The organism is Mesorhizobium sp. Z1-4 (genome assembly GCF_004000235.1).
Classification (GTDB): domain Bacteria; phylum Pseudomonadota; class Alphaproteobacteria; order Rhizobiales; family Rhizobiaceae; genus RCIO01.
Genome location: NZ_RCIO01000002.1, coordinates 14992 through 37453, shown reverse-complemented (window position 1 = coordinate 37453; position 22462 = coordinate 14992). Strand labels below are relative to the sequence as shown.

General features: G+C 60.5%; 27 protein-coding genes. 8 read left to right on the top strand and 19 right to left on the bottom strand.

Annotation, left to right across the window (positions count from 1 at the left end):
• The first annotated feature begins 174 nt into the window (after positions 1 to 174).
• On the top strand, positions 175 to 960 hold the full coding sequence (locus tag EP165_RS07135) for a DUF3108 domain-containing protein (RefSeq protein WP_164742980.1): 786 nt from the start codon (positions 175 to 177) through the stop codon (positions 958 to 960).
• A 21-nt stretch (positions 961 to 981) separates the two neighbouring features.
• Here EP165_RS07135 and EP165_RS07130 read toward each other — a convergent pair whose 3' ends face one another.
• The 6 genes from EP165_RS07130 to napE are packed head-to-tail and all read right to left on the bottom strand — an operon-like array spanning position 982 to position 5296.
• Entirely contained in the window at positions 982 to 1572 is a 591-nt protein-coding gene (locus EP165_RS07130; protein WP_127520939.1) for a NapC/NirT family cytochrome c, read from the bottom strand.
• Between the two features lie 4 nt (positions 1573 to 1576).
• Positions 1577 to 2020, bottom strand: a complete 444-nt coding sequence (locus EP165_RS07125; protein WP_127520937.1) for a nitrate reductase cytochrome c-type subunit — start codon at positions 2018 to 2020, stop codon at positions 1577 to 1579.
• A gap of 19 nt (positions 2021 to 2039) precedes the next feature.
• Positions 2040 to 4544, bottom strand: a complete 2505-nt coding sequence (gene napA, locus EP165_RS07120; RefSeq protein ID WP_127520935.1) for a periplasmic nitrate reductase subunit alpha — start codon at positions 4542 to 4544, stop codon at positions 2040 to 2042.
• Between the two features lie 6 nt (positions 4545 to 4550).
• A complete protein-coding gene (locus EP165_RS07115) occupies positions 4551 to 4826 on the bottom strand; it encodes a chaperone NapD (protein WP_127520933.1) in 276 nt (91 codons plus the stop codon).
• On the bottom strand, positions 4819 to 5106 hold the full coding sequence (locus tag EP165_RS07110) for a 4Fe-4S binding protein (protein ID WP_127520931.1): 288 nt from the start codon (positions 5104 to 5106) through the stop codon (positions 4819 to 4821). Before EP165_RS07110 ends, EP165_RS07115 begins: the two co-directional genes overlap by 8 nt.
• 7 nt (positions 5107 to 5113) lie before the next feature.
• A complete protein-coding gene (gene napE / locus EP165_RS07105) occupies positions 5114 to 5296 on the bottom strand; it encodes a periplasmic nitrate reductase, NapE protein (protein ID WP_127520929.1) in 183 nt (60 codons plus the stop codon).
• 106 nt (positions 5297 to 5402) lie between these two features.
• On the opposite strand from napE, the gene EP165_RS07100 reads away from it, so the two are divergent.
• Positions 5403 to 6095, top strand: a complete 693-nt coding sequence (locus tag EP165_RS07100) for a Crp/Fnr family transcriptional regulator (protein WP_127520927.1) — start codon at positions 5403 to 5405, stop codon at positions 6093 to 6095.
• Here EP165_RS07100 and EP165_RS07095 read toward each other — a convergent pair.
• The 6 genes from EP165_RS07095 to EP165_RS20745 form a co-directional block, all read right to left on the bottom strand.
• Positions 6092 to 6409 carry a hypothetical protein gene (locus EP165_RS07095; RefSeq protein ID WP_127520925.1) on the bottom strand — a complete coding sequence of 106 codons (318 nt, stop codon included), beginning with the start codon at positions 6407 to 6409 and terminating at the stop codon, positions 6092 to 6094. The genes EP165_RS07100 and EP165_RS07095 overlap by 4 nt on opposite strands.
• A 13-nt stretch (positions 6410 to 6422) precedes the next feature.
• A complete protein-coding gene (locus EP165_RS07090) occupies positions 6423 to 7052 on the bottom strand; it encodes a hypothetical protein (protein WP_127520923.1) in 630 nt (209 codons plus the stop codon).
• 11 nt (positions 7053 to 7063) lie between these two features.
• On the bottom strand, positions 7064 to 9307 hold the full coding sequence (locus tag EP165_RS07085) for a xanthine dehydrogenase family protein molybdopterin-binding subunit (RefSeq protein ID WP_127520921.1): 2244 nt from the start codon (positions 9305 to 9307) through the stop codon (positions 7064 to 7066).
• A 4-nt stretch (positions 9308 to 9311) separates the two neighbouring features.
• Positions 9312 to 9773, bottom strand: coding sequence for a (2Fe-2S)-binding protein (locus tag EP165_RS07080; protein WP_127520919.1), 462 nt, complete (start codon positions 9771 to 9773; stop codon positions 9312 to 9314).
• A gap of 138 nt (positions 9774 to 9911) precedes the next feature.
• The gene (locus EP165_RS07075; protein WP_127520917.1) at positions 9912 to 10304 is read right to left on the bottom strand and encodes a RidA family protein; all 393 of its coding nucleotides are present in this window, start codon (positions 10302 to 10304) and stop codon (positions 9912 to 9914) included.
• A gap of 38 nt (positions 10305 to 10342) precedes the next feature.
• The gene (locus EP165_RS20745) at positions 10343 to 10465 is read right to left on the bottom strand and encodes a hypothetical protein (protein ID WP_281039994.1); all 123 of its coding nucleotides are present in this window, start codon (positions 10463 to 10465) and stop codon (positions 10343 to 10345) included.
• Between EP165_RS20745 and EP165_RS07070 the strand changes: the two genes are divergently transcribed.
• On the top strand, positions 10464 to 10928 hold the full coding sequence (locus EP165_RS07070; protein ID WP_164742979.1) for a GtrA family protein: 465 nt from the start codon (positions 10464 to 10466) through the stop codon (positions 10926 to 10928). The two genes, EP165_RS20745 and EP165_RS07070, sit on opposite strands and share 2 nt — an antisense overlap.
• A gap of 4 nt (positions 10929 to 10932) precedes the next feature.
• On the opposite strand, the gene EP165_RS07065 is transcribed toward EP165_RS07070, so the two are convergent.
• The 4 genes from EP165_RS07065 to EP165_RS20375 all read right to left on the bottom strand — a co-directional run bounded on the left by EP165_RS07065 (position 10933) and on the right by EP165_RS20375 (position 13299).
• Complete coding sequence (locus tag EP165_RS07065) at positions 10933 to 11628, bottom strand: class I SAM-dependent methyltransferase (protein ID WP_127520913.1); 696 nt, start codon at positions 11626 to 11628, stop codon at positions 10933 to 10935.
• The gene (locus tag EP165_RS07060) at positions 11621 to 12652 is read right to left on the bottom strand and encodes a glycosyltransferase family 2 protein (RefSeq protein ID WP_127520911.1); all 1032 of its coding nucleotides are present in this window, start codon (positions 12650 to 12652) and stop codon (positions 11621 to 11623) included. The genes EP165_RS07065 and EP165_RS07060 overlap by 8 nt, the downstream gene beginning before the upstream one ends.
• Positions 12653 to 12774: 122 nt before the next feature.
• Positions 12775 to 12999 carry a DUF3329 domain-containing protein gene (locus EP165_RS07055; protein ID WP_127520909.1) on the bottom strand — a complete coding sequence of 75 codons (225 nt, stop codon included), beginning with the start codon at positions 12997 to 12999 and terminating at the stop codon, positions 12775 to 12777.
• Between the two features lie 153 nt (positions 13000 to 13152).
• On the bottom strand, positions 13153 to 13299 hold the full coding sequence (locus tag EP165_RS20375) for a hypothetical protein (protein ID WP_164742977.1): 147 nt from the start codon (positions 13297 to 13299) through the stop codon (positions 13153 to 13155).
• A 484-nt stretch (positions 13300 to 13783) separates the two neighbouring features.
• On the opposite strand from EP165_RS20375, the gene EP165_RS07050 reads away from it, so the two are divergent.
• Positions 13784 to 15121, top strand: coding sequence for a DUF6538 domain-containing protein (locus tag EP165_RS07050; RefSeq protein WP_127520907.1), 1338 nt, complete (start codon positions 13784 to 13786; stop codon positions 15119 to 15121).
• A gap of 148 nt (positions 15122 to 15269) precedes the next feature.
• Here the strand turns inward: EP165_RS07050 and EP165_RS07045 are convergent, their stop codons facing one another.
• Positions 15270 to 16076, bottom strand: coding sequence for a DUF3578 domain-containing protein (locus EP165_RS07045; protein ID WP_127520905.1), 807 nt, complete (start codon positions 16074 to 16076; stop codon positions 15270 to 15272).
• Between the two features lie 202 nt (positions 16077 to 16278).
• Positions 16279 to 17550: an AAA family ATPase gene (locus EP165_RS07040; RefSeq protein ID WP_164742978.1), complete on the bottom strand. Its 1272-nt coding sequence runs from the start codon at positions 17548 to 17550 to the stop codon at positions 16279 to 16281.
• A 378-nt stretch (positions 17551 to 17928) separates the two neighbouring features.
• Here EP165_RS07040 and EP165_RS07035 point away from each other — a divergent pair, with 378 nt between their 5' ends.
• The 4 genes from EP165_RS07035 to EP165_RS07020 all read left to right on the top strand — a co-directional run bounded on the left by EP165_RS07035 (position 17929) and on the right by EP165_RS07020 (position 21716).
• A complete protein-coding gene (locus EP165_RS07035) occupies positions 17929 to 18540 on the top strand; it encodes a recombinase family protein (protein WP_127520900.1) in 612 nt (203 codons plus the stop codon).
• 24 nt (positions 18541 to 18564) lie between these two features.
• A complete protein-coding gene (locus tag EP165_RS07030) occupies positions 18565 to 19272 on the top strand; it encodes a hypothetical protein (RefSeq protein WP_127520898.1) in 708 nt (235 codons plus the stop codon).
• Between the two features lie 295 nt (positions 19273 to 19567).
• Positions 19568 to 19942 (top strand): hypothetical protein, encoded by a 375-nt coding sequence (locus EP165_RS07025; RefSeq protein ID WP_127520896.1) that lies wholly within the window; start codon positions 19568 to 19570, stop codon positions 19940 to 19942.
• A gap of 487 nt (positions 19943 to 20429) precedes the next feature.
• Positions 20430 to 21716 carry a hypothetical protein gene (locus tag EP165_RS07020; RefSeq protein WP_127520894.1) on the top strand — a complete coding sequence of 429 codons (1287 nt, stop codon included), beginning with the start codon at positions 20430 to 20432 and terminating at the stop codon, positions 21714 to 21716.
• Positions 21717 to 21894: 178 nt separating this feature from the next.
• Here the strand turns inward: EP165_RS07020 and EP165_RS07015 are convergent, their stop codons facing one another.
• A complete protein-coding gene (locus tag EP165_RS07015; RefSeq protein ID WP_245440070.1) occupies positions 21895 to 22446 on the bottom strand; it encodes a hypothetical protein in 552 nt (183 codons plus the stop codon).
• Positions 22447 to 22462 lie beyond the last annotated feature (16 nt).

Sequence of the window (22462 nt, the reverse complement as noted above, 5' to 3'; positions counted from 1 at the left end):
CTGTCTTGCGGTCAAGTCACGAGGGCTTACCGAAAATGCGATGCGCTGCCTTCTTTTCCATGGAATCGCCGAAATTGTGGCGGACAAGGTCTGCGCTCCCGGCACAACTCGCCTTTGGAGGGATGGTGCTGGCGGAAGAAGGGACATTCTTTCCTGCATTTGAGGAGCGGGCGGATGAATAAGATCAGGATCGAAGCGCTGGCGTTGGCCGGTGCGTTGACCTTCCCTATCACTGACGCGGTCGCCGAGCCGACTGTGAAATTCGAGACCCAGTATGTCATCACCGTGCGCGGTTTCACCGTTGCCAAGGCTGACTTCAGGGGCAAGGTCCAGGGCAGTACGTTCGAGGTCGACGGCAAGCTCCGCAGCGCCGGCCTTGCGCGCATTTTCGACAAGACCGACGCCCGGTCGCGTTCGGTGGGTGTGTTGGGCAATGGCACGCCGCAACCCAACGGCTTCCTGCTGTCCTACAACCAGGGCTCGTCGGGTGACAAAAAGATGGAAATCGCCTTTTCAGGCGGCAATGTTGCCAACGTCACCCACCAGCCGGCGCTCGGCCCGGCGGGCAACGATCTCGTCCCGCTCTCCGATGGCGACCTGAAGGCAGTGACGGACCCGGTATCGGCAACGATTGTCGTTCGCGGCACGCCCGAAGACATCTGTAACCGCACATTGCGCGTCTATGAAGGCGGCACCCGCGTCGATGTTCAGTTAAGCCCGGTTTCGGTCGGCTGGATTTATGGTGTCGGCAACGGCGCGGTCACATGCTCCGGCAAGTTCATTCCGGTGGCAGGCTACATAAAGGGCGCCACATACGACTATATGCGTCAGCACGCCAACATGGAGTTCATCTACGCGCCGACGCGACGTCAGGGCATCTACATGCTGCACTCGATCACGACCCAGACCGACATCGGCCAGGTCAAACTGCGTGCTTGGCGCCAGAAGGTGAGCGGCTGAGCTTCGGCCTGCCCGAAAGGCCTACTGCCAGCCGGGCACGCTCGACATATCGGGCAGCTGATGCGCGATGCCCTTGTGGCAGTCGATACAGGTCTTCTCGCCCGTCAGGAGAAACGTTTCATGCGCCTGAGCCGCGCGCGGCCCCTGTTGCGTGATGTCCATGGAAGCCGCCGAATGGCAGTTGCGGCATTCCAGCGAGTCATTGGCTGACAACCGCGACCATTCGTGAATGGCGAGCGTCAGCCGGTGTTCCTGAAACTTCTCGCGCGTGTTGATGGTGCCGAAAATGGCGCCCCAGACCTCCTTCGAGGCCTGCACCTTGCGGGCGATCTTGTGCGTCCATTCATGCGGCACGTGGCAGTCGGGACAGCTGGCGCGCACACCGGAGGCATTTGTGTAATGCACGGTCGCCTTGAGCTCCTGGAAGACATTGTCGCGCATCTCGTGGCACGACACGCAAAACGCCTCGGTGTTTGTGGCTTCTAGCGCGGTGTTGAACCCGCCCCAGAAGATCACGCCGGCCAGAAAGCCGCCGATCGTCAGGAAGCCGAGGCTGAAATAGGCGCTCGGCGAGCGGATGACGCGCCAGTAGTTGCGGACAAGCTCGACCATCGCGCTACCGAGCCTCCTCTGAGCTCAACAGCGTATCGATGTCGATGAATGTGTTGTCGACCGGCGGCGTGAGATCATGCTGGGCAACGTGGCACTGGTTGCAGAAATAGCGTCGCGGCGTCACCGCCGCCCGGAACTGTCCCTCGCGGTCCATGAAATGGGTGATCGAGACCATCGGCGCGCCGCTCTCTCCGGTACGGGCGCGAGCATGGCACGACAGGCATTTGTTCGAGTTGAGATCGATCCGGTAGCTGTCGATATCATGCGGTATCACCGGCGGCTGCTCGGGATAATTGCGCACCTGCCGCCCGATATCGGCGAACGGCACCATGCGCGGCGGTTCTGCCTCCTCGGTCAGCGGCGTCTCGCCCCGCAGCGTGGCGATAGAGGATTGCGCGAGAGCGACACCGGTGGAGAGCACCAGAATGGCCAGAACGTAGCGTAGCATTGCCGTCATCCTCCTCGTCTCACACCTTGACCAGTTTGACGGCGCACTTCTTGTAGTCCGTCTGTCTGGAAATCGGATCGGTGGCATCCAGCGTCACCTTGTTGATCAGCTGGCTGGCGTCGAACCATGGTACGAAGACCAGTCCGCGCGGCGGCTTGTTGCGTCCGCGCGTTTCGACCCGGGTCCGGATTTCGCCGCGCCGCGAGATCACCCGCACCTCCGACCCGCGCCGAAGATTGAGTTCCACCGCGTCATCGGGGTGCATGAAGCAGACGGCATCGGGGAAGGCGCGATAGAGCTCGGGCACGCGCTCCGTCATCGAGCCGGAATGCCAGTGCTCCAGCACGCGACCGGTCGACAGCCAGAACGGGTATTCCTCGTCCGGGCTTTCCGCCGCAGGCTCATAGGGCAGCGCGAAAATCCACGCCTTGCCGTCGGGCTTGCCGTAGAACTCGACGCCGGCACCCGGCGTCACATAGGGGTCGTAACCCTCCCGGTAGCGCCACTGCGTTTCCTTGCCGTCCACCACCGGCCAGCGCAGCCCGCGCGTTTCATGATAGCGCTCGAAGGGTGCCAGGTCGTGGCCGTGGCCGCGCCCGAACTCGGCATATTCCTCGAACAGGCCCTTCTGGACGTAGAAGCCGAAATGCTCGGCCTCGTGATTGGCGTAGTCGGGGCTCGCCTCCGACAGCGGGAACGCATCCACCTGGCCGTTCTGGAACAGAACCTCGAAAAGCGTCTTGCCGCGAAGTTCGGGCATTTTCGCAATCAGCTCTTCGGGCCACACCTCCTCGACAGTGAAGCGCTTCGAAAACTCCATCACCTGCCACAGGTCGGATTTGGATTCGCCCGGCGCCGGAGTGAGTTCGTGCCACATCTGGGTCCGCCGCTCCGCGTTACCGAAAGCACCCTCCTTTTCCACCCACATCGCGGTCGGCAAAATCAGGTCCGCCGCCTGCGCGGTGACTGTCGGATAGGCATCCGAAACGACGATGAAATTGTCCGGGTTGCGGTAGCCGGGCCAGGTCTCTTCGTTCATGTTGGCGGCCGCCTGCAGGTTGTTGTTCACCTGGATCCAGTAGGCGTTGACCTTGCCGTCCTTCAGCATGCGGTTGTGCAGCACCGCGTGGTAGCCCGGCTTCTCGGGAATGGTGCCTTCCGGCAGTTTCCAGATCCGCTCGGCAGTCGCGCGATGCTCCGGATTGGCAACGACCAGATCGGCCGGCAGGCGGTGCGCAAACGTGCCCACTTCGCGCGCCGTGCCGCAGGCCGAAGGCTGGCCGGTCAGCGAGAACGGCGAATTGCCCGGCTCCGAGATTTTCCCAGTCAGAAGATGGATGTTGTAGACGAGGTTGTTGCACCACACGCCGCGCGTGTGCTGGTTGAAGCCCATCGTCCAGAACGAGGTGACCTTGGTGTCCGGGTCGGCGTAAAGCTCGGCCAGCTCCTCCAGCCGGTTCTTAGGCACACCTGAAATCTCATGCGCCTTGTCGAGCGTGTATTCGGACACGAAGGCGGCATATTCCTCGAAGGTCATGGGCTCCGAGGCGCCCGCCTTGTCGGCATTCGCCGCCGCCTGCTCCAGCGGATGTTCTGGCCGCAGCCCGTAGCCGATATCGGTCATGCCGCGCCGGAAGACCGTGTGCTTGTTGACGAACTCCTCGTTCACGCGCCCGGTCTGGATGATGTGGTTGGCGATATAGTTGAGGATCGCCAGGTCCGTCTGCGGGTGGAAGATCATCGGGATGTCGGCGAGATCGAAGCAGCGATGCTCGAAGGTCGACAGGACCGCGACTTTCACATGCGGTGCTGAGAGCCGCCGGTCGGTCACCCGCGTCCACAGGATCGGGTGCATCTCCGCCATGTTGGAGCCCCACAGGACGAAGGCGTCCGCGGCTTCCATGTCGTCATAGCAGCCCATCGGCTCGTCGATGCCGAAGGTACGGATAAAGCCCGCAACGGCGGACGCCATGCAGTGGCGTGCATTGGGTTCGATATTGTTGGAACGGAAGCCGGCCTTCATCAGCTTGGAGGCGGCGTAACCTTCCCACACCGTCCACTGGCCGGAGCCGAAGAAGCCGATAGCGGTCGGACCTTTCTCCTTCAGGGTCGCCTTCCACTTCTCGGCCATGATGTCGAAGGCTTCGTCCCACGAGACCGGCGTGAACTCGCCCTCCTTGTCGAACACCCCGTCGCGCTTTCTCAGCAGCGGCTGGGTCAGCCGGTCGCGGCCATACATGATCTTGGAAAGGAAATAGCCCTTCACGCAGTTGAGCCCGCGATTGACCGGAGATTCCACATCGCCATGCGTGGCGACAACGCGGTCGCCCTTGGTCGCCACCATCACCGAGCATCCGGTACCGCAGAACCGGCACGGCGCCTTCGACCATTTCAGATCGGTCAACCCGTCCTCGGTGACCAGGTTCGCCGCGGCGGCCGGCACGGCCATTCCCGCCGCCATCGCTGCAATGCCCGCGGCCTTGGCCTTCAGAGCCTCGCGACGGGTAACGGGCTTTTCGAACATTGCGTGTTACTCCCTGATCGGTTGCGCCGGCTTCGCAGCGCTGCCTTCGGTGTGGTGGTAGACAAGGTTGACTCCGACCACGCCGCCAATCGCACCGATGGCGGTGGTCATCTCGGTCAGCTCGCGGTCGGAAGCTGTTTCCAGAACGACGATCAGCCGACCCGCCGCATCGTCGGCATGAATTTCCGCGCCCGGCATTGCGGCGATCATCCCCCGCACCACAGCCATTTCGGCAGGGCGGGCGTGAACGATGAGGCTTGAAATTACGACCGCCTCATCCATGGGCGTTCACCGGCTGTGCGGGCACTTGAATGGCCGAAACCGGGCAGACCTCGACACACTCGCCGCAGGCATTGCAGGTCTCGGGGTCAATGGCCACATGCGCAAGACCACCAGCCAGCGGGGTGACGCTTAGCGCCGAGCGCGTACAGGCTTCGGCGCAACTGCGGCAGTAGATGCCCTGCGCCGCGAGGCAGGATGTGTTGACTGTCGCCGCTGATTGCTCGGCATCGCGCGCCAGCGGACCGAGCAGCAGCCTTCGCCGGGATAGCGCGGCAGACATCGCTACCTCACGCCGGAGGTGGGCCGGGCGGCCCTGCGATCATCTGGTAGACCCAGATGATGAGCCCAAGGCCACCAACGAAAGCCACCGAAAGCGCGGGCGCAAGGACAACCGACAACAGCAGAAAAGACCGCAGCTCGCGGGATTTGCCACCGGGCTCGATTGTGTTGTTGTCGTGAGCTGCTGACATGCTGCTCCCCCTCAAACGCCAGCTTGCATCAAGCTAACCAGCGGGCACCGCTGGCTCCTTGACATATGTCAAGACGAGGCCCGATTGTCCGGCCGAGGAGCAGCGAATGGCAACTGCATTAAACAGTGGGGATATTCAGGTCTTGGCGGCAACACCGATGCTGCGCGCCGTGGGCCCGGAGCTGAAGCAACACTTCCTGGAATGCGTCGGCGTTGATGATTACGAAAAGCGCTACACGCTTTTCCACGAAGGCGATCCCGCCAGGGCGTTCTATTTCGTCATCCGCGGCTGGGTGCAGCTCAGCCGCATCGATGCTTCCGGCAAGGAGGCGGCAGTCGGCCTGTTCGGCCCCGGCGAAAGCTTTGGCGAAGCCGCGATGTTCCTTGGCAACAAATATCCGGTCGATGCGCATGTGGTGGAGGCCGCGCGGCTCGCGCGTGTCGATTCGGATCGCATGACGAAACTGCTGGAGGCCAATTCGGGCCTGTGTTTCGCGATGCTCGGATCGATGTCCCTGCATCTGCACAAGCTCGTTACCCGCCTGAGCGGCGACCGGCTGCAGAAGGCAGACCTGAGGCTTGCGGCCTATCTTGTTGATTTAAGCCCGGCGGGCAGCCAGTCCGCATGCATCAAGCTGCCGATCGACAAGGGTGTGCTTGCCAGCACGCTCGGCATGGCGCCGGAAGCGCTGTCACGATCGTTCGCGACGTTGAAGCAAGCTGGTGTGGTGGTCGAGGGCCGCAACATCCACCTCTACAATGTCGACGCGCTGCGCGCATTTGCGTCAGGCGGCGATTAGCTGACAAGCGCCGTAAACAGGCTCGAAACAATCGCCGCATCGATAATGATGAGAAGCCACATCACCCAGCGGCGCACCTGCGAGCGGTTTCGCGTCACGAACGAGGCAATCAGGCTGGCAAGCGCCACAACCAGCGCCACCCAGGCAGTGATCATCCCGCCGGTGCCGAGCGCAATCAGCACGCCAAGGATCAGATAGATCAGCCCGCCCGGGATCAATCGAACCGACGCCTGGTTGCGGCCGTGCACGATCCATTCGAATGTGCGCCAGAATCCGGCGAAAACAAGCAGGCCGGCGGCGGCTCCCATCAGCATCGCAAACCTCTCCTCAATCGCCCGGACAAGGCATGCCGGCGGCCACCCACTGAATGGTGTCGTCGAGATGCTCCTGCATCGTGCCGGGTGCTGCTTCGCGCCCCGCACCCGGATCGAACGCCCAGGTGATGAATGCCTTCAGCTCGGCGTCGTGCAAAATATGCTCGACCATGGCGTCGCCGTCGCGCCCGCCATTGCGCTCGGGATCGCGCATCTGCTCGCAGATGGCGTTTTCCGGCTGCCCGAACCAGACGAATTCGACCGGCGCCAGCATCCACGGCGACCCGGCATGCGGCGCTGCATGGGGCAACGTGTTGGGCAGCGCCGAGGTGGCATGACAGGTCTGGCACAGCAGGAACTCCGCCCCGATGCGCGATTCGCCGGCATTGATGTTCATGCCGTGCGGGCCGGGCGTCTCATATTCGGGACCCGACCACATCGGGATGTTTGCCTCATCGGTATGGCAGTTGGCGCAGCGCGGATGCGAAACAACGTCGTGGATGCGGCTCCAGGCGGCAAGGCCGTCTGCCTGGCTGACTGAACCCGCTTCGAGGTGGTTGACCTCAAGCCCGTGATCGCCCTCACCGGCGGCCAGAGCGTTTCCTGCAAAGACCACCGCCGCGGCAATAACAATCCATCTCATCCGCCGGCCCCTCACACGAAGTCGATATGCTTGTCGAACGGCATTTCGCGAATGCGCTTGCCGGTTGCGGCGAAAATCGCGTTTGCAAGGGCCGGTGCCGCCGGCGGCACCATCGGCTCGCCAAGTCCGCGTGTCTTGTGCCCGTTTTCCAGGCCACGAACGAAAATCTCCGGCGCCTGATACATACGCATGCCCTGATGGGCGTGGTAGTTCGACTGCTCCGCCATCCCGTCCGCATAGGTGATCTCGCAATTGATCGCGTGACCTAGCGCCCAGACGATGCCGCCCTGGACAAGGCCCTCGAAGTTCGCGGGATCGATGATCGTGCCCGTATCGCAAGCGGCCCAGACGCGATCGATGCGAATGCCCTGATCGGTGTTCGTGACCTCGACGACTTGCGCGAAGGGCACGCCGAAGCTTTCCACGAAGGCGACGCCGCGGCCCTTGTTGGAGCCCAGCTCACCGCCCCAGGACGACATCTCCGCAACCGCCTCCAGCACCTTGCGCGAAACCTCATGCTCCATCAGCCGGATGCGCTCTTCCATCGGGTCGGCACCGGCCTTGTGGATCAACTCGTCAAGGAAGCTGTCGAAAATGAAGCCGGCACCGGGCGCGCCGACCGCGCGCCATGATGACACTGGCGCCAGTTCGGGTGCCCGGTAGGCGCGCATACGGAAGTTGGGCAGCAAATAGGGATTGTTCCAGGCGCCCGCCGCTATCTGCAGATCCGGTCCGGGAACCGAATAGCCCAGGCGCCCGAACTGGGACGCGAAGACGGAGGGTGCCGCAATCGAAAGATCGACCGCTTCCACCTGGCCGTTCGCGACCGAACCCCGTCCTCGGCCCATGGCGATATGGCGCGGAAAATCGTGCGCGAAATCTTCTTCGCGGCTGTAGGTCAGCTTGACCGGTGTGCCGCGCATCTGGACGGCGATCTCCGCCGCCTGCTCCACAAAACCGATCTCGAGCCGGTGGCCGAAGCTGCCGCCAACAAACTGGTTGTGGAAGCGCACGTTGCCCGACGTATGTCCTGTGATCGCGCTCACCTGCATCTGCAGGAGTTGCGGCAGCTGGTGACCGGTCCAGACGTCTGTGAATTCGTCGCCGACCAGCACGATCGCATTAAGCGGCTCGAGCGGCGCATGCGCGACGTAGGGCGAGCGGTATTCGGCTTCGAAGACGTCGCCGGACGCTCCAAGCACGGCGTCCACATCGCCATCGTTGCGCCAGCGCTGGTCGAGATGATCCTCGTTGAAAGAAGCCGCGACCGCCTCCCAGTGCTGCGCCTGTTCGGCGGGATAGGGCGCCTCGCCCCATTCGATCTCGACCGCTTCTGCGGCACGGATCGCCCGCCAGGTATTGTCGGCAATCACTGCAATGCCGCCGGTGATCTCCACCAGCTTCTGAACACCGCGCATTTCAAGCGCTTCGGTCGCGTCGTAGCGCACCAGCTTGCCGCCCTGGCGCGGATTGATGCGAATAGCCGCGTAAACCATGCCCTCGACCGCAAGGTCGATGCCATAGGTCATGGTACCGGTGCTCTTCGCCACCATGTCGACGCGTTTCGTCGGTTTGCCGATCAGCCGCCACTCGGATGGTTCGCGCAACCTCACACGCGTCACCGGCTCCACGGCCGCCGCCGCTTCGGCCAGCTCGGTATAAGGAACAGCCGTACCATCCGGCAGATAAACGGCGCCTGCCTCGGTGCGCAGGTCGGAGATCGCGACGCCGGTCTGCCGGGAGGCGGCCAACTTCAGCGTTTCGCGCGCCACCGCGCCGGCTTCGCGCAGTTTGTCGAAACTGTCGGACATGGCGGAGGAACCACCGGTGCCTTGCATGCCGAGCGGCTTGAGCAGGGCCGATACGATTGTTCGCGAACTCTCGGCGATACGACCTTCATCCGTCGCCAAGAAGGGAAGTGATTCCTCGGCTAGCGCGCGATTGTAATAGGCTGCGGCGGGCTCGCCGAAACTGACCTGGAACTGATCCATTTCCAGATCCATTTCCTCGGCGATCAGCAGCGCCTGCGCAGAGGCGACGCCCTGTCCGAGATCGGCATGCGGCGTGATCAGCGTGATACCCGTGCGGCTGATCTTCACCCACGGATTAAACGTCGCTTCGCCCTTATCCAGACCTTCAAGCAGCGGGTTCGCATGCGGCGAGCGTACCAGATAGGTGCCGAACGCAACGCCGCCGGCGATCATGGCGGACCCGACGAGGAAGGTACGACGGGCGATTTTTCCCACGCGGCTCATGACGCTAAGCCCCCCTCATCTTGGCGCCGGCCGTTTTCACGGCGGCACGGATGCGCGGATAGGTTCCGCAGCGGCACAGATTGCCGCTCATCACGCGGTCGATCTCCTCGTCGGACGGGTCGGGGTTCATGTCGAGCAGCGACGCTGCCTGCATGATCTGGCCGGACTGGCAGTAGCCGCACTGCGCGACCTGATGCTCGATCCAGGCCTGCTGCACCGCGTGAAGTGCCTCCGGCGTGCCGAGGCCTTCAATCGTCACGATCTCCGCGCCATCGGCCGCTTCCGCCGGTATCTGGCACGAGCGCACCGCCATCCCGTCCATGTGAACGGTGCAGGCGCCGCACTGGGCGATCCCGCAGCCATATTTGGTTCCGGTAAGGCCGAGTTCGTCCCGCAACACCCACAGAAGCGGCATCTCGGGTTCGACATCGACGTCGTAGGGGGTACGGTTGACTGTCAGACGCATATCGTATGCTCCTCCGAGCCTCCCTAGGTAGGGATCATCGAAGCAGACACAATATCGCAACAGGCACAAAATTACGAATGTCCGGGCAGCCGGAGGGGGCCGCCAGCACAGGCGGGCGGCCGATGCACCGGGCCACGGTCAGGCTGCGGCGAATGCCTCGATTTCCACCAGCAGGTCCTTCCTGCCAAGCTCCACCACGCCTGCAAGCACGCCGGGCGGACTGACATCATGTTGCGCCAGCCGAACCGACATCGGCTCTGCCGCCATACTCAAGAACGCTTCCATGTCGGTCACGTAGGTGTTCATCCGCACGATATTGGCAAGCGACAGGCCGGCTTTCGAAAGCACCGTCTCAACGTTGTCGAGCGCCGCCTGAACCTGCGCCGACATATCGCCGGGATGAAGGGACGCGCCGTCGGGCCCGACCGCGCATTGCCCCGAAACGAAGATGAGCCGGCTGAAATCCGAGATCTCCACGCCCTGATCCATGCCTTCCGGATATGACCACGGATTGAGTTTACGAAGCTGCATACCTGTCTCCATTGTTGAGGAGAACGGCTTGTAATTGTTCAAGTCCACTTGAGGTCAAGGATGCGGAACACATTGATGATCGAGACGATCGGCAGTATCAGCAGCGCTACGCATACGTCTTTACGAAACTGGCCGAAAGCGCCGGGGATTATTCGCATCATGCCGAAACAACCGAGCAGGGACGCCGCGGGTTCGCGGCACTCGAAAGCGGCAACCTCGCGCGAGCGCCCAGGCCTGGGCCGTCTCCTGCGCTACATGCTGGTCGGATGCGCCAACACCCTCATCGGCCTGTCGGTGATTTTCCTGGCTATGGCTCTCGGCCTGTCACCGGTGCCGGCAAACGCGGCCGGCTACGCGGTGGGACTGATTGTCAGCTATTTGCTCAATCGCCGATTTACCTTTCGCAGCCGCGTGCCTCTCGGGCCGGGCGCCCTGCGTTATGCGGCCGTGGTCGCCTGTGCTTACGCGCTCAATCTCGCCATCCTGCTGTTCGCGCTGAATGTGCTGGCGATCAACGCCTACATCGCCCAGACATTCGGGGTCGGCGTCTATTTCGTCGCTGTGTATGTGGGCAGCAGCCTGTTTGTCTTCAACGACACGGACCGGCGGCAAAGCACCGGTTAGAAATTCAGTTCGCCGACGCGCGGATGTAATACTGCGCGCCAAGCGGCAGCCAGCGCAGATGGGCTTCCAGGAAGCGCAGCTTTCGCAACATGTGCGGGAAAAACAGACGGAACACGGTCTTCTGCTTTTCCAGGCCCGCCGCGCGCAACCGTTTCTGCATCAGCCCCGCCTTGATCAGCACCGCGTTCTCGTCGAAGGGACAATTGCGTACGGCCTGAACGGTCAGCGGATTGTACGGATTGTGCTCGAAAATGAAGAGGTCGCCACCCGGGGCCAGCACCCGGCGGATCTCGCGCAACAGCGGCACCTGCAGCTCTTCCGGAATGTGATGGAAAACGCAGGCTGCGAAGGCGGCATCGAAATGATTGTCGGGAAACGGTATTACCTGCCCGTCGAACTGCTGGAAACGCGCCGCCGCAGGGTACCTCTCCTCGGCAATAGACAATGACTTCGCAGAAGGGTCGAGAAGCACTATCTCGCTGCCCGGAAATGCCTCGCGCATATACGGCAGCGAGTTTCCTATCCCGCCGCCGAAATCGAGAATGCGCCGTGGCGGCGTGACGTTCCCCCCCAGCTCGGCTGCGACATCGGAAATCTTGTATCGGTGAAAGAACTCCGGCTGTTCGCCGCTGCTGCGGATGCTCTCAGCGTGCTGGCGGTGATACTCGTCGGCAAACCGGTCGAACTCGGCCTCATCCATTTGCAGCCCCGGACTTCGCTTTCGCACTCCCCTTCACCTTGGCGCGGGGCGCTTCGAGCAGCTCGGGCCGCACCGAGATTTCGTTGACGAAATAGAGCGGCCGGCGTTTGGTCTCCATATACATACGCCCCAGATATTCGCCGAATATGCCAAGCACGAACAGCTGAACGCTGCCCAGCACGAGAACGATCGACGCCAGGCTCGTCCAGCCGGGAACAACGTCGCCCGCAACCCATGAAAAGAGCGCATAGCCGGTCATCAGAATACCGAGAAAACCAAAGGCCACGCCGAGATAGGACGCAAACCGCAGCGGCACGACCGAAAAGCTGGTCATTGCATCAAGCGCCAGCATCACCATCTTGCGCAGCGGGTAATGCGTGGTGCCTGCGAAACGGGCTTCGCGTTTATAGGGAAAAGCGGCCTGCTTCAGGCCGATCCAGCTCACCATGCCCCGAATGAACCGGAAGCGCTCCGGCATTGCATTCAGGTGATCCAGCGCCCGCCGGCCGATTAGCCTGAAGTCACCGGCATCCGCCGCGATCTCCACTTCCGAAAGTCGCCCGAGCAGCCGGTAGAACGCAGACGCGGTCGTGATCTTGAACCAGCTCTCCCCGGCTCGCTCTTCCCGCACGCCGTAAACGACGTCGTAGCCCTCATCCATTTTGGCCATCATCGACCCGAGCAATTCGGGAGGGTCCTGAAGATCGGCGTCCAGAATCAGAACGCGTTCGCCCTTGCAGAACTCCAGTCCGGCGGTCAGCGCGATCTGGTGGCCGTAATTCCGCGCAAGGTCGAGGCCCACCACATGCGGGTCCCTCTCCGCCAGCGCAAAAATCTCGTCCCGGGTTCCGTCGGTCGATCCATCGTTGATCAGAACGATCTCGAACGACCCCTCCACCGTCGACCGGCAGGCCTCGCTCACACGGCGGTGAAGTTCGTCGATGCCGCCGCTTTCATTGTAGCAGGGGACCACGACTGACAGGGCAACCGTGCGATCGGCCGAGTGCGGCGAACTGTTCTTCATGACGATGCCTCGTAAGCGGCGAAGTTGCACGCTCTTAGCGGCGCACAATCGGCCGGGCAACCATTTGCGGCGGGGGGCCAGCGTCGGCGAAGCATCCGGCATGCGGATGGCATGCAATCAGCTCAGCCGCCGTTGGTCGGCTCGCCGTCCTTCGCCGGCGTCTTGTCCGGGTCGAATGTGACGAACAGCGCATAGACCGCATAACCGCCGATACCCAGAAAAACCACGCCCCAGAACGTTTCGCCCCCGTAGAACTCTACACAGGCCCAGCCGACCGTGATCGCCACCACAAGCAGACGTTTCCACGCCGGCCTGAAGAACTCGTCACTGAGGTCGAAAAATTTCATGGGCCGCCCGCGTGTACCAGGCCGCGAACAATACGTTGCGGCGACGATCACAATCGGGCAACCGCGCCCGCTTTGCAATGAGGTGCAATAGCCGTCATTGCGCTGCGCGGGAAGCGTCACCGGAATGAGCCCTTAGGCGAGCCTTGGCCGCGCCTAGACAACCGCCATGACAACGGCCGCACCGATCACGATCAGCACAAGGCCGACAACCAGCATCGGCAGCAGGCTGCTCCCCGCCGATGCGCGCCCGCTGGCTTCGTCACCCGAAAGCGCGACGCCTCGATTCCTGATCTCTGTCACAGCAATCTCCCTATAAGTGGCATTCTCCATACCACTTTATAGGTGGCTGTACATGCGACAAATGGAAATCGAGGCACGCGCTCGGTCAATGCGGGGCTCAAGATGATCTGCGAGTTGCTCGATTCTTCTGCGCCCGCTTGAACATCACGAAGACCACTGATTTGCAGATCATGACGAATGAGATGAGGAACAGGCGACCGTCCCCAATTTTGGACGATACCGCCTATCCGAGCTCCTTAGTCACCCAAGAAGAGACGGCTGAGGGTTCGGGAGAAACGTCGAACTCGAAGCCACAGGCCGCGACTGCGGCCAGGCTCCCGCCCGCCCATCGGAGCGATGAGCAAAGCGAACTCATGCGAGACACGGAAAATGGCGGAGAGGGAGGGAAACTCTCCCCCGGGCGCCGTTATGCCTTGAGCCACTTGACTTCCCTGCGATGCAGGTATCCACATGGGGCACCGAAATGGGGCACCAATGACCTTAAATGGCGAACGCACGGCAATATCTGGAGTGGCACGGTCAGCAGTGGCGTGTTCGCATCAAGGTTCCCGCCAAGCTCCGCGACCTGATAGGACGGGGCAAGCTCACTGTCCCGCTCCACACCGCCGACCTGAAACTCGCAAACGACCGCAAATGGCCCATCGTTAGCCGCCTGAAGGCCATCATCGCGGCAGCCGACCAAGCTCTTACGTCACAGGACCCCATCGAAGCCGAGGCATTGCAACATCGGCTCCACAAGGAAGACGAGGGAACCCAGTACGCCGTCCATGAGCGAGCCGTGCAGATCGTGGCTACCAAAGGTCATGCCGTCGCCAAGGCCTTCTACGACCTCGCCAGCGGCAGGGTGACGCCGCTCTCCCATCATGCCGACGCCTTTGTCCAGCATCGCGGCTACCGAATGAAATCGGAGGGGGACTTCCGCCGAGCCCTTGGCTGGCTTTCGGACTGGCTTCGAGACAGTCATCTTCCCGTCGCGATAGAGGCAGTCACTCGCCAGGCTGCATGGGGCTTCATCAGCGAGAGTCTAACCGTTGGTCGAAGCGGCAAGAAGGCGGCGGCCTATCTGGGGTTCATTCGGCAATACTGGCTCTGGCTCCTGGAGAAGGGCTACGTCACCGAGAACCCGTGGGTAGGACAATCGCTCCCAGCCCCTTCGCGTTCACGCCGAGACGCCGAGCAAGATGGCGGGAAACGCCCATTTACAGATACCGAGATTAGAACGCTTCTCTCTGGAACCGCAGGCCCGATGCTTGATGATGTCATGCGGATAGCGGCGCTCAGCGGTATGAGGCTGGAAGAGATTTGTCAGTTACAGGTTGGAGACTGTACGGACGGAGAGTTCTTTGTCTGGGCAGGCAAGACGGACAACGCTCGCCGCCGAGTTCCAATCCACAGCGGTCTCGCCTCCATAGTGAAACGGCGCACGGCAGGCAGGGCGAAAGAGGACTTCCTGATAGACGGTCTACCCCCTGTCGGGCCCTCGCGTGAAACGCGCTCTGACCCTGCAGCTAAGAGGTTCGTGCGATACCGACGCTCCCACGGGGTGGACGAGAGGCCCAACGGAAAGATGAAGTCAAACGTCGATTTCCATTCCTTCCGGCGCTGGTTCATCCGCTCAGCTCGAAATGCCATGCAGGAAGGCCGTAGGGAGTTTGACGAGTGGACGTTGCTTGCTGTCATCGGCCATACCAAAAGTGAGCGCCCCAAGTCTCTTGACCTTGCCATGCGAGGTTATGCAGGGCCGGACCCGGAAAAGGCTAAGCGACGCTTGGTGGAGTCCGTGACGCTTCCCGACGGCACGCAATCGGACCGGCTACGCTAGGAAGACTTGCCTTTTTGCAGGATTGCTCTCAGCGCCTCGACCGTAAGGAGCTCCCGGGGGCGGTGGACCATACGATGGCAGTTACTACAGAGGACCGCAAAGTCCGTCTCAGGGTTCATCGGGACCGCCGCGTTCTCCGGCAAGGACGCTATGGCGTGAGGTGGTGCGCTTCGATATAATGCCTACCCAACTCGCCGTAGGCGGATTCGAAATCGAAACAGCAAGCCTGACACCTATAGCCATGGAACGCCTTCGCTTTCTTGGGCAATGCGCTATTGCGTTCGATATGGCGGTGGCGAGTGTATCTTCGTCGCTCTATCGACGAGCCGTCGTCTTCATGCTCGTCCTCAAAGTCCTTCTCATGGAGTGGGGAGGCGCCACCTCGACTAACAAGAAGCCGATAAAGCCGCAGGCCTTCAATAAGGTCTTTTCGCAGATCGTCCTCTGAGGGGATGTCGTTGGCATCGTACCCAAACCCAAAAGCGAGGCCCGCAGCATAGCCGCGTGGAAAATAGGTCGTCGCGGCCAGGTCAATAGCTTTGAGGGTCAGTCGCCCTTTGTACTCCGGTACACGATCGCGCATGAGGGCAGCTCGACGGTCGAGCTCTGCCAAAGCAGCCTTTGTCTGGTCAAACTCATTGCTAACCTCGGTTGTCCCCTGGCTCATTGAAAGATAGATGCGCTCCATGTCGGTGGAAAAGAGATACACGAGATAGCATCCGGTCTGCGCTCCGGTCGTTACCTCCGGGTCAAAAATTCCAATCCAAGGTACATGCGTCCACCTGCCGCTGCTGCCGCTACTTCCGTAGACAATGAAACTCGGGTCAGTGACGTAACTGCGGATTTGCTCGGGGCCTTGGCTCCTCAGAAAGCCCCCGAGCGGATGACCGGCGAATGGCTGTGTCTTGGCAAGCAGATAGCTATTGCTGATTTCAAGAAGAGTATCCCGGATCACGGCCTAGCGTCCCCGCAGAGAGCATTCCCGCAAAAGTCAGCAGGGTGCAAGGATCGGGTCGTTATCGCCATCGGTGTGTGTGTCCTTGAGCCCGTCGCCAGAGTGCCCAGGAGAGGATTGCGCTCCGTGAGCCACAAATAGTATGAAAATCAGTAACTTACAACCGAACCGTTTGACAATGTTACACAGCACTGTTTCATTACTATGCTGGCACAACGTGGTCTCTCCCCAGCTGAACGCCGCAGCTCTCCGCCCGTAGGCGTACGTATCCCTTCAGAATGTTTTCACGATAGCCAAACCACCCGGCGCCGTATCCAACTAGGACGCGACCATGGCTTTCCCCCCTTAGAGCCAACAGGCGGTGATTGAACTTGTCACGGGGTAGAGGCATGCGTTGGCCCCGCTTGGCCATTATCCTCTTGTAGGAACTATCGTAAATCTCAGTGACTTGGCGCATGTCGGAGGTTGTATCGGCCATGGACCAAAGGGCTTCCTCGTAATCCTCCGTATTTCGCGTTTTCATTGTCGCTTTTTGGTATTGAAAGCGGAGCACTGGCTCAGCGCGAGATAGTGCCCCCTCGACTCCGCTCTTGAAGTGGCGTGCTCGGATAGAACTCACGTTTTCTGGATCATCAAAGGCAGACCAAAACATGGATTCGCCGATCAGGTGAACGTAGTGAGGGAACCCATCACTAATCTGGCTGATGCGAACAAGCGCTTCGTTGCCAACTGAGACGGCAAGCTTGTCAGCAACGCCTTGGATTATCTCCCACAAAAAGTTGTGTCGGAGCCTTTCAAGTTGAATTGCCTCTATTATGCGGCCCGCTGAGGGGTGGTTGCCGATCAACTCATCGACGGTCGAGCCGATGCCGCAAAAAATGAAGGAGGTGCTATCGCCAAGTTCGGGTATGTTTTTGATAAACTCAGCGAATGTTTCTCGCTCCCTCTTGCTCTCCATCCGCTCGATTTCGTCCACAACGATCACGAGCCTCCCACGCAATTTCTCGCGCACATAGCGGATGACATCCATTGCCTCGTTGATCGAGGTAGGCGTCGGGATGGTGGCTGTCTTTTTTCCGCCCGGTTGGAATCCTCCACCAAATCCCGCAAACGTCGCTGAGACAGACGGTGGCTTTCCCCCGAGTTCGAGCCGATCTTCGACGTTTACGACGAAGTTGCCGATCGCTTGCATGACTGAGCCGAAGGTGCTGTCGCGATCACACACCACATAAATAGGGGGATGCTCAGCTGCCGTAAGAAGGTGGGCCGCGGTCAGCGCCAATGATGTCTTACCAACCCCGCGATCTCCGTAGACGAAAACCTGCCTGCCGGGTGAAGCGAGCGCCCGCTCAATCTGAGTAAGCGACTTGGCGCGACCGTATAATCGCTCGGGTGTTTTGATTGTGGCGGACGGCGTAAGGTTCGCCGAGAGTATTTCCTTGAAACTTTCTTCCGATAGGTTGGCAATTGTCATTGGGCCGACTCGATTCGAACAACGAAAAACTAGCATCACTGACGCTAACCGGAAAGTTCCAAGGGGTTGCTCACTCTAGAGGTCCAATTTACGTGGCAGTTCGTGGGCTTCCCCCCTCCACCCCCGAGGCCGCCCACGGGGACGGCGGAGGCACATGCCACCTTCAGCAGATATTACCGGAGCTTACCGGACCCAGGGGCAGCTACAAGCGGCAAAAGGCAGTAGACTCAATGGCTTGACCGCCAGCCTCATTAGGCCTTGCCCATGTGAGTCTGGCTTTTGGTGCCTGTATTGAGTCTCACAGAAATATCGATTGACGTTTTGATACGATAGGATCACAGTTCCTAAGATCCTTATGGTCTCTTGGAGCGTCCTATCATGCCATCCGCATCTTCATCCCAGGGCCAGCTCATCGGCTATGCCCGCACATCGACCACCGACCAGAAGGCAGGCCTAGAGGCGCAACTTCGCGACCTGCATCAGGCCGGCTGCGCGAAGGTCTTCCACGAGCAGCTTTCGTCGGTCACCACAAAGCGCCCAGAGCTGGAGCGCTGCATCGACTACGCTAGGGAGGGCGACACGCTGATTGTCACCAGGCTAGACCGTCTGGCGCGTTCGGTCGCCGACCTGGTAGCCATCACAGAGCGTCTCAGAGATAAGGCCGTAGGCCTGCGCATCCTCGCTATCAACTTCGATACGGACAGCCCAACAGGGAAGCTGATGCTCAACCTCTTGGGGTCGATCGCGGAGTTTGAGCGGGAGCTGATGCTGGAACGGCAGCGTGAGGGCATCGCCAAAGCGAAAGCTGAGGGAAAATACAAGGGCCGCGCACCGACCGCTAGACGGAAGTCAAAGGACGTGATCAGGCTTCGATCGGAAGGCAAGACGGCCGACGCCATAGCGGCAGAGCTTGGGATAGGTCGGGCGAGCGTTTTCCGAATTCTTCGAGATGCAACGGCTCCAGAAGCTACAGAGCGGGCGCGTGAATGACGCCGCAAACACGGGTTCAAGGGGATGGCCAAGATGCAGAGGTTACAAGCTATCGCGGTCGATTTAGATGGCGAGGCCCAAATAGGCTACATACCGCCGACGAGAATTGCCTCATGGGTCGCTTTCCTGCGCCAGATCGCCCCATACGCCGATCCTAAACGGAGGATGGCCGAACGACTTTGCCGCAATATCGGTCACCGGCTTCAACTGTTGGAGTTCTTTGCCGCGCTCCTACTCCTTGACTACGAAGTTAAGCGTCAGAGCAGGGGTGCCACCTCCACGCTTCACGAAACTGTCTCGCGCATGATGATGCACCAATACTCGGCCCTAGCTACCCATGTGCTCGAAGCTGTTGGCACCCACCTCCATCGCGTAAATGCGGGAGAGTCGAACGACCCAGTGTCGTCAACAGATGACGATTGGATTTCCGCCATTGTCGAGCAGCGACTAGGGGGCGACCGGTTCAACTACGCACGGGCCGACTTGAAGGAGGAACTTATTGCTATGTGCCGTATTCGAGATCAGATGACTCTTCTTCAAGTCGGAGATAGGGAGTCGCTAGATTTTGAGAGCCTGACTTATGAAGCTTGCTTCATTCCTAGCTACACAACCTTCGCCGACACCTTGGGTGCACTTAGCCCAAAGTGGCCTAAGCAGACGGTTCTCAATGAACGGCGCAAGGTGGACATAGGTGGGAACTGGAGGCTGAGAACGGAGTGGGAGAACCAATGACGGACGGTAGGCACGCTTCCACCACGCCGAGAATGGCTTAAGGACCACTGTCACTGAGATGTCCCGTTGCACTCTCCCCGGATGTACACGGCCCACCCAAGCGGCTGCCGGCAACGGTCACTCCGCTCGCTACTGCAAGCACCACGTCGAGTTCCACCGACGCCACGGTTCCTATTGGTTCCGCAGTCTGACCGCCGCCGAGCTGGAACCGCACCGTAAGGCTGCCAGAGCATGGATACGCGGCAACCGAGACGACTTCAGGATCAGCCGCGCCATCTCATCCATCGAAGGGCTGATGCAGAATGCAGGGCCTTGGGAGAACGCCTATAGCATCCGGGGCAGGCCACCCAAGGAACGGGCCAACTTCGCGCTGGCGAGGCTGCGCAAGGCAGGAATAGACCCCGCAGTGATCCTGGAGCGTATCCTTGCGGTCGCCATGTGCTGCGAGGCGCGTGGCATCGATGAGCGGCAGCGCGAGTTCCGACGAGTGCAAATGGCCAAGGTGGTGCACCGGCTGGCAAGCGGAACGCATAAGACAACATCTGGCTTCCCGCTCCCTTCGAAGTATCCGCGATCGGAAGGCAATGTGCTGAGACATCTTGGCCGCCGCCTGGACGACATCGCAGCGTTCGCCTTGGATGGCCGTAGCATTGAGGAGCTAGTCGCTTGAGACATCGGATATCAGCGGCCTACGCAATGACATCCTTCGAGATTGGCGGCTCCCAAATAACGCGCCCCTATACCCTCTAGGCGGCGCCCTCTGGTGGGCTCTCAGGGTGCAGGCTTGAAGAGTAGAAGGAGATGGAAGGGGATCGACCATCCCGCCTTCTTGCTACCCAGAGCGCCGCCTGAAGCCAATCATCTAGTGTCCCTGGTGCCGGCTTTATGCCGCAATCCACATGAGAATTATCGCGCCCCTATACCCTCTAAGCGGCGTCCCTCTTGCCTCCGCCCGCAGTCGTGCTTGAAGTATTGGCTTCGGGAAGCGGATGGAGATGAGGGGAGATCGACCATCCCATCTCCCAGCCACCGCATGGCCCACTCAATTAAGACCTTAAGCACCGCCTCAATGCATTGTCCTGGTGTCTCCAACCCGATGCCAATTATCGCGCCCCTATACCTTCTGGTGGCTGCTCCTGGCCGGCTCTGGGTCTGCCGTGCTTGAGGTCGCCCTTCTGGATGGGGATGATGAAGATGGGATCGATCATCCCGACCCCAAAGACCTGATGTTCGACCCCTGGCTAACCTTGAGCCCCGCCGCCCAGCATTGGACATCAGGTTACGTCGAAGCGGTCATCCATGAGCTATCCCCAAAGGGCCGCCAAGCTCGCTCAGAGCTACGTGAAGGCATTGCCACGATCATCCCAACCCTGATGGCAAACCTGATGGTGCTGCATCGGACAAGGCCTAAAGGCTCCCGCCTGGTGGTTGGCCTGAGGCATCTCAGGAAGACGCGCTACGACAGGAAGGGCATGCGGCGGCTGTCAGACGTGCTTAGGGTGCTCGAAGTGACCGGCCTCATTCACCGGAAGGGTGGAGAGTTCAAGAAGCTGCGCACCACGATCCTCGCCATCGGACGCTTAAAGCACCAGCTCCTCGATCCCGCTGTGTCTCTCGCGGATGTGGTGAAGGCCGAAGGCGAGGAGCTGATCAGACTGGCCGCTCGACCAAACAAACCCAGGATTGCTGGAAGGAAACAACCTAAGGTCCCAACCGACTATGACGACACCGCCGAGACCCGCCGAATGCGGAAAGAGTTGGAGGAGATCAACGCCTTCCTCGGCAAGCAAGAGATCACCTTAGAAGGTGGCGAGGTGCCGCCCTTTCGGCTGATCCGCTACTTCCTGCTCAAACGTAAAGGCGACCCCAAAACGTTCAATCAGCATGGCCGGCTCTATGGTGGCTTCTGGATGACCCTCAAGGCCACCGAACGCCACCGCCTCAGGATCAACGGAGAGCCGATCGCTGATCTAGACTATGCCAGCATGTTCCCGCGCCTTGCCTACGCGCATCTAGGGCTCAAAGCACCGGACGGCGATCTCTATGCCATACCCGGCCTGGAGGGACACCGCGAGGGCGCAAAGGCGGCATTCTCCGCTCTGCTCTCATATCCGAAAGACATGAAGGTGCTGCCGGCCCGCGTCCGAAAGCAGCTGCCGTCTGGTTGGAACGCCAAGCGTGTCCGCCAGGCCTTCGCCGATCGTTACCCAGAGCTGAGCGGGCTCTTTGAGTGCGACAAAGGTTTGGACCTGATGTTCACTGAAAGCCGCATCCTTCTGGCGACTATGCGCGAGCTGATGCGTCAGGGCGTTCCTGCACTGCCGATGCATGATGGGATGATGGTGCCGTGGACTATGTCAGATTTTGCGATACGGACGATGGAAGGCGCGGCCCGCGACCGAATCAACTTTGCGCTACCCGTCACCATTAAGTCCGCGACATAATTCAGACTACGGTTGTAATCGACAAAGCACCTTTGGGTAGCAGGAGCACTAGGCCTGCCCTCAGCAGGTCGAACTCGAAAACGCAGCCATTTGTGGGCTAGCCAAGTTCCTTTTGTCTAGGACGCTTCCTGAGCGCCTATCTGAGCCGCTACATGAACGCTGGATGCCTCACGATCATTTAGCGCTCCGTGAGCCCCGAGCAGTGATCGTGCATAGCCAGGAACGCTGTTGTGAATCCCCCAGAATAAACCTTCTTCACGCCAACGTCGTAGATCAGCTCCGGATGAACCAGCTCAACATCAAGGCGGTTACCCCTACCTATGGACGTATAGATGGCCTCGGATTGTTCATCTGATAGTGCGACGACAATGCCCAGTATGCCTCCAGGCAACACTACCGGTGTGCCATCGAGCCCCATTTTCCGTGGGGCGCCTTCCCGCGTCTTGTAACCCAATACAACCTTTGTGCCAGTGTAAAACGGCAGATCGTCGCTGTCCGCGTTGTGTTGGGTTGAAATCTCCGCGACCAAACGACCGCCCACACAAGTCAACATGAGAGCCGACAGTAGGCCGTCGTTATTGGTCGCAACGCCAGTGATGATGAGCCGATCTGCGCTGTCTAGATGAGCAAACCACTCCGCATGTGCCGAAGCACTGATGCCAGCACACATCATCACCGCGCCAAATGCCGCGCCAACCGTAGATTTCACGTCGATGTAGCCCTTGATCATTTTCGGTGACGCATTG

Bases quoted from the DNA above. Each gene is read 5' to 3' on its own strand.
- EP165_RS07135 (WP_164742980.1), top strand. From the start codon at position 175: ATGAATAAGATCAGGATCGAAGCGCTGGCGTTGGCCGGTGCGTTGACC.
- EP165_RS07130 (WP_127520939.1), bottom strand. From the start codon at position 1,572: ATGGTCGAGCTTGTCCGCAACTACTGGCGCGTCATCCGCTCGCCGAGC.
- EP165_RS07125 (WP_127520937.1), bottom strand. From the start codon at position 2,020: ATGCTACGCTACGTTCTGGCCATTCTGGTGCTCTCCACCGGTGTCGCT.
- napA (WP_127520935.1), bottom strand. From the start codon at position 4,544: ATGTTCGAAAAGCCCGTTACCCGTCGCGAGGCTCTGAAGGCCAAGGCC.
- EP165_RS07115 (WP_127520933.1), bottom strand. From the start codon at position 4,826: ATGGATGAGGCGGTCGTAATTTCAAGCCTCATCGTTCACGCCCGCCCT.
- EP165_RS07110 (WP_127520931.1), bottom strand. From the start codon at position 5,106: ATGTCTGCCGCGCTATCCCGGCGAAGGCTGCTGCTCGGTCCGCTGGCG.
- napE (WP_127520929.1), bottom strand. From the start codon at position 5,296: ATGTCAGCAGCTCACGACAACAACACAATCGAGCCCGGTGGCAAATCC.
- EP165_RS07100 (WP_127520927.1), top strand. From the start codon at position 5,403: ATGGCAACTGCATTAAACAGTGGGGATATTCAGGTCTTGGCGGCAACA.
- EP165_RS07095 (WP_127520925.1), bottom strand. From the start codon at position 6,409: ATGCTGATGGGAGCCGCCGCCGGCCTGCTTGTTTTCGCCGGATTCTGG.
- EP165_RS07090 (WP_127520923.1), bottom strand. From the start codon at position 7,052: ATGAGATGGATTGTTATTGCCGCGGCGGTGGTCTTTGCAGGAAACGCT.
- EP165_RS07085 (WP_127520921.1), bottom strand. From the start codon at position 9,307: ATGAGCCGCGTGGGAAAAATCGCCCGTCGTACCTTCCTCGTCGGGTCC.
- EP165_RS07080 (WP_127520919.1), bottom strand. From the start codon at position 9,773: ATGCGTCTGACAGTCAACCGTACCCCCTACGACGTCGATGTCGAACCC.
- EP165_RS07075 (WP_127520917.1), bottom strand. From the start codon at position 10,304: ATGCAGCTTCGTAAACTCAATCCGTGGTCATATCCGGAAGGCATGGAT.
- EP165_RS07070 (WP_164742979.1), top strand. From the start codon at position 10,464: ATGCCGAAACAACCGAGCAGGGACGCCGCGGGTTCGCGGCACTCGAAA.
- EP165_RS20745 (WP_281039994.1), bottom strand. From the start codon at position 10,465: ATGATGCGAATAATCCCCGGCGCTTTCGGCCAGTTTCGTAAAGACGTA.
- EP165_RS07065 (WP_127520913.1), bottom strand. From the start codon at position 11,628: ATGGATGAGGCCGAGTTCGACCGGTTTGCCGACGAGTATCACCGCCAG.
- EP165_RS07060 (WP_127520911.1), bottom strand. From the start codon at position 12,652: ATGAAGAACAGTTCGCCGCACTCGGCCGATCGCACGGTTGCCCTGTCA.
- EP165_RS07055 (WP_127520909.1), bottom strand. From the start codon at position 12,999: ATGAAATTTTTCGACCTCAGTGACGAGTTCTTCAGGCCGGCGTGGAAA.
- EP165_RS07050 (WP_127520907.1), top strand. From the start codon at position 13,784: ATGGCGAACGCACGGCAATATCTGGAGTGGCACGGTCAGCAGTGGCGT.
- EP165_RS07040 (WP_164742978.1), bottom strand. From the start codon at position 17,550: ATGACAATTGCCAACCTATCGGAAGAAAGTTTCAAGGAAATACTCTCG.
- EP165_RS07035 (WP_127520900.1), top strand. From the start codon at position 17,929: ATGCCATCCGCATCTTCATCCCAGGGCCAGCTCATCGGCTATGCCCGC.
- EP165_RS07030 (WP_127520898.1), top strand. From the start codon at position 18,565: ATGGCCAAGATGCAGAGGTTACAAGCTATCGCGGTCGATTTAGATGGC.
- EP165_RS07025 (WP_127520896.1), top strand. From the start codon at position 19,568: ATGCAGAATGCAGGGCCTTGGGAGAACGCCTATAGCATCCGGGGCAGG.
- EP165_RS07015 (WP_245440070.1), bottom strand. From the start codon at position 22,446: ATGATCAAGGGCTACATCGACGTGAAATCTACGGTTGGCGCGGCATTT.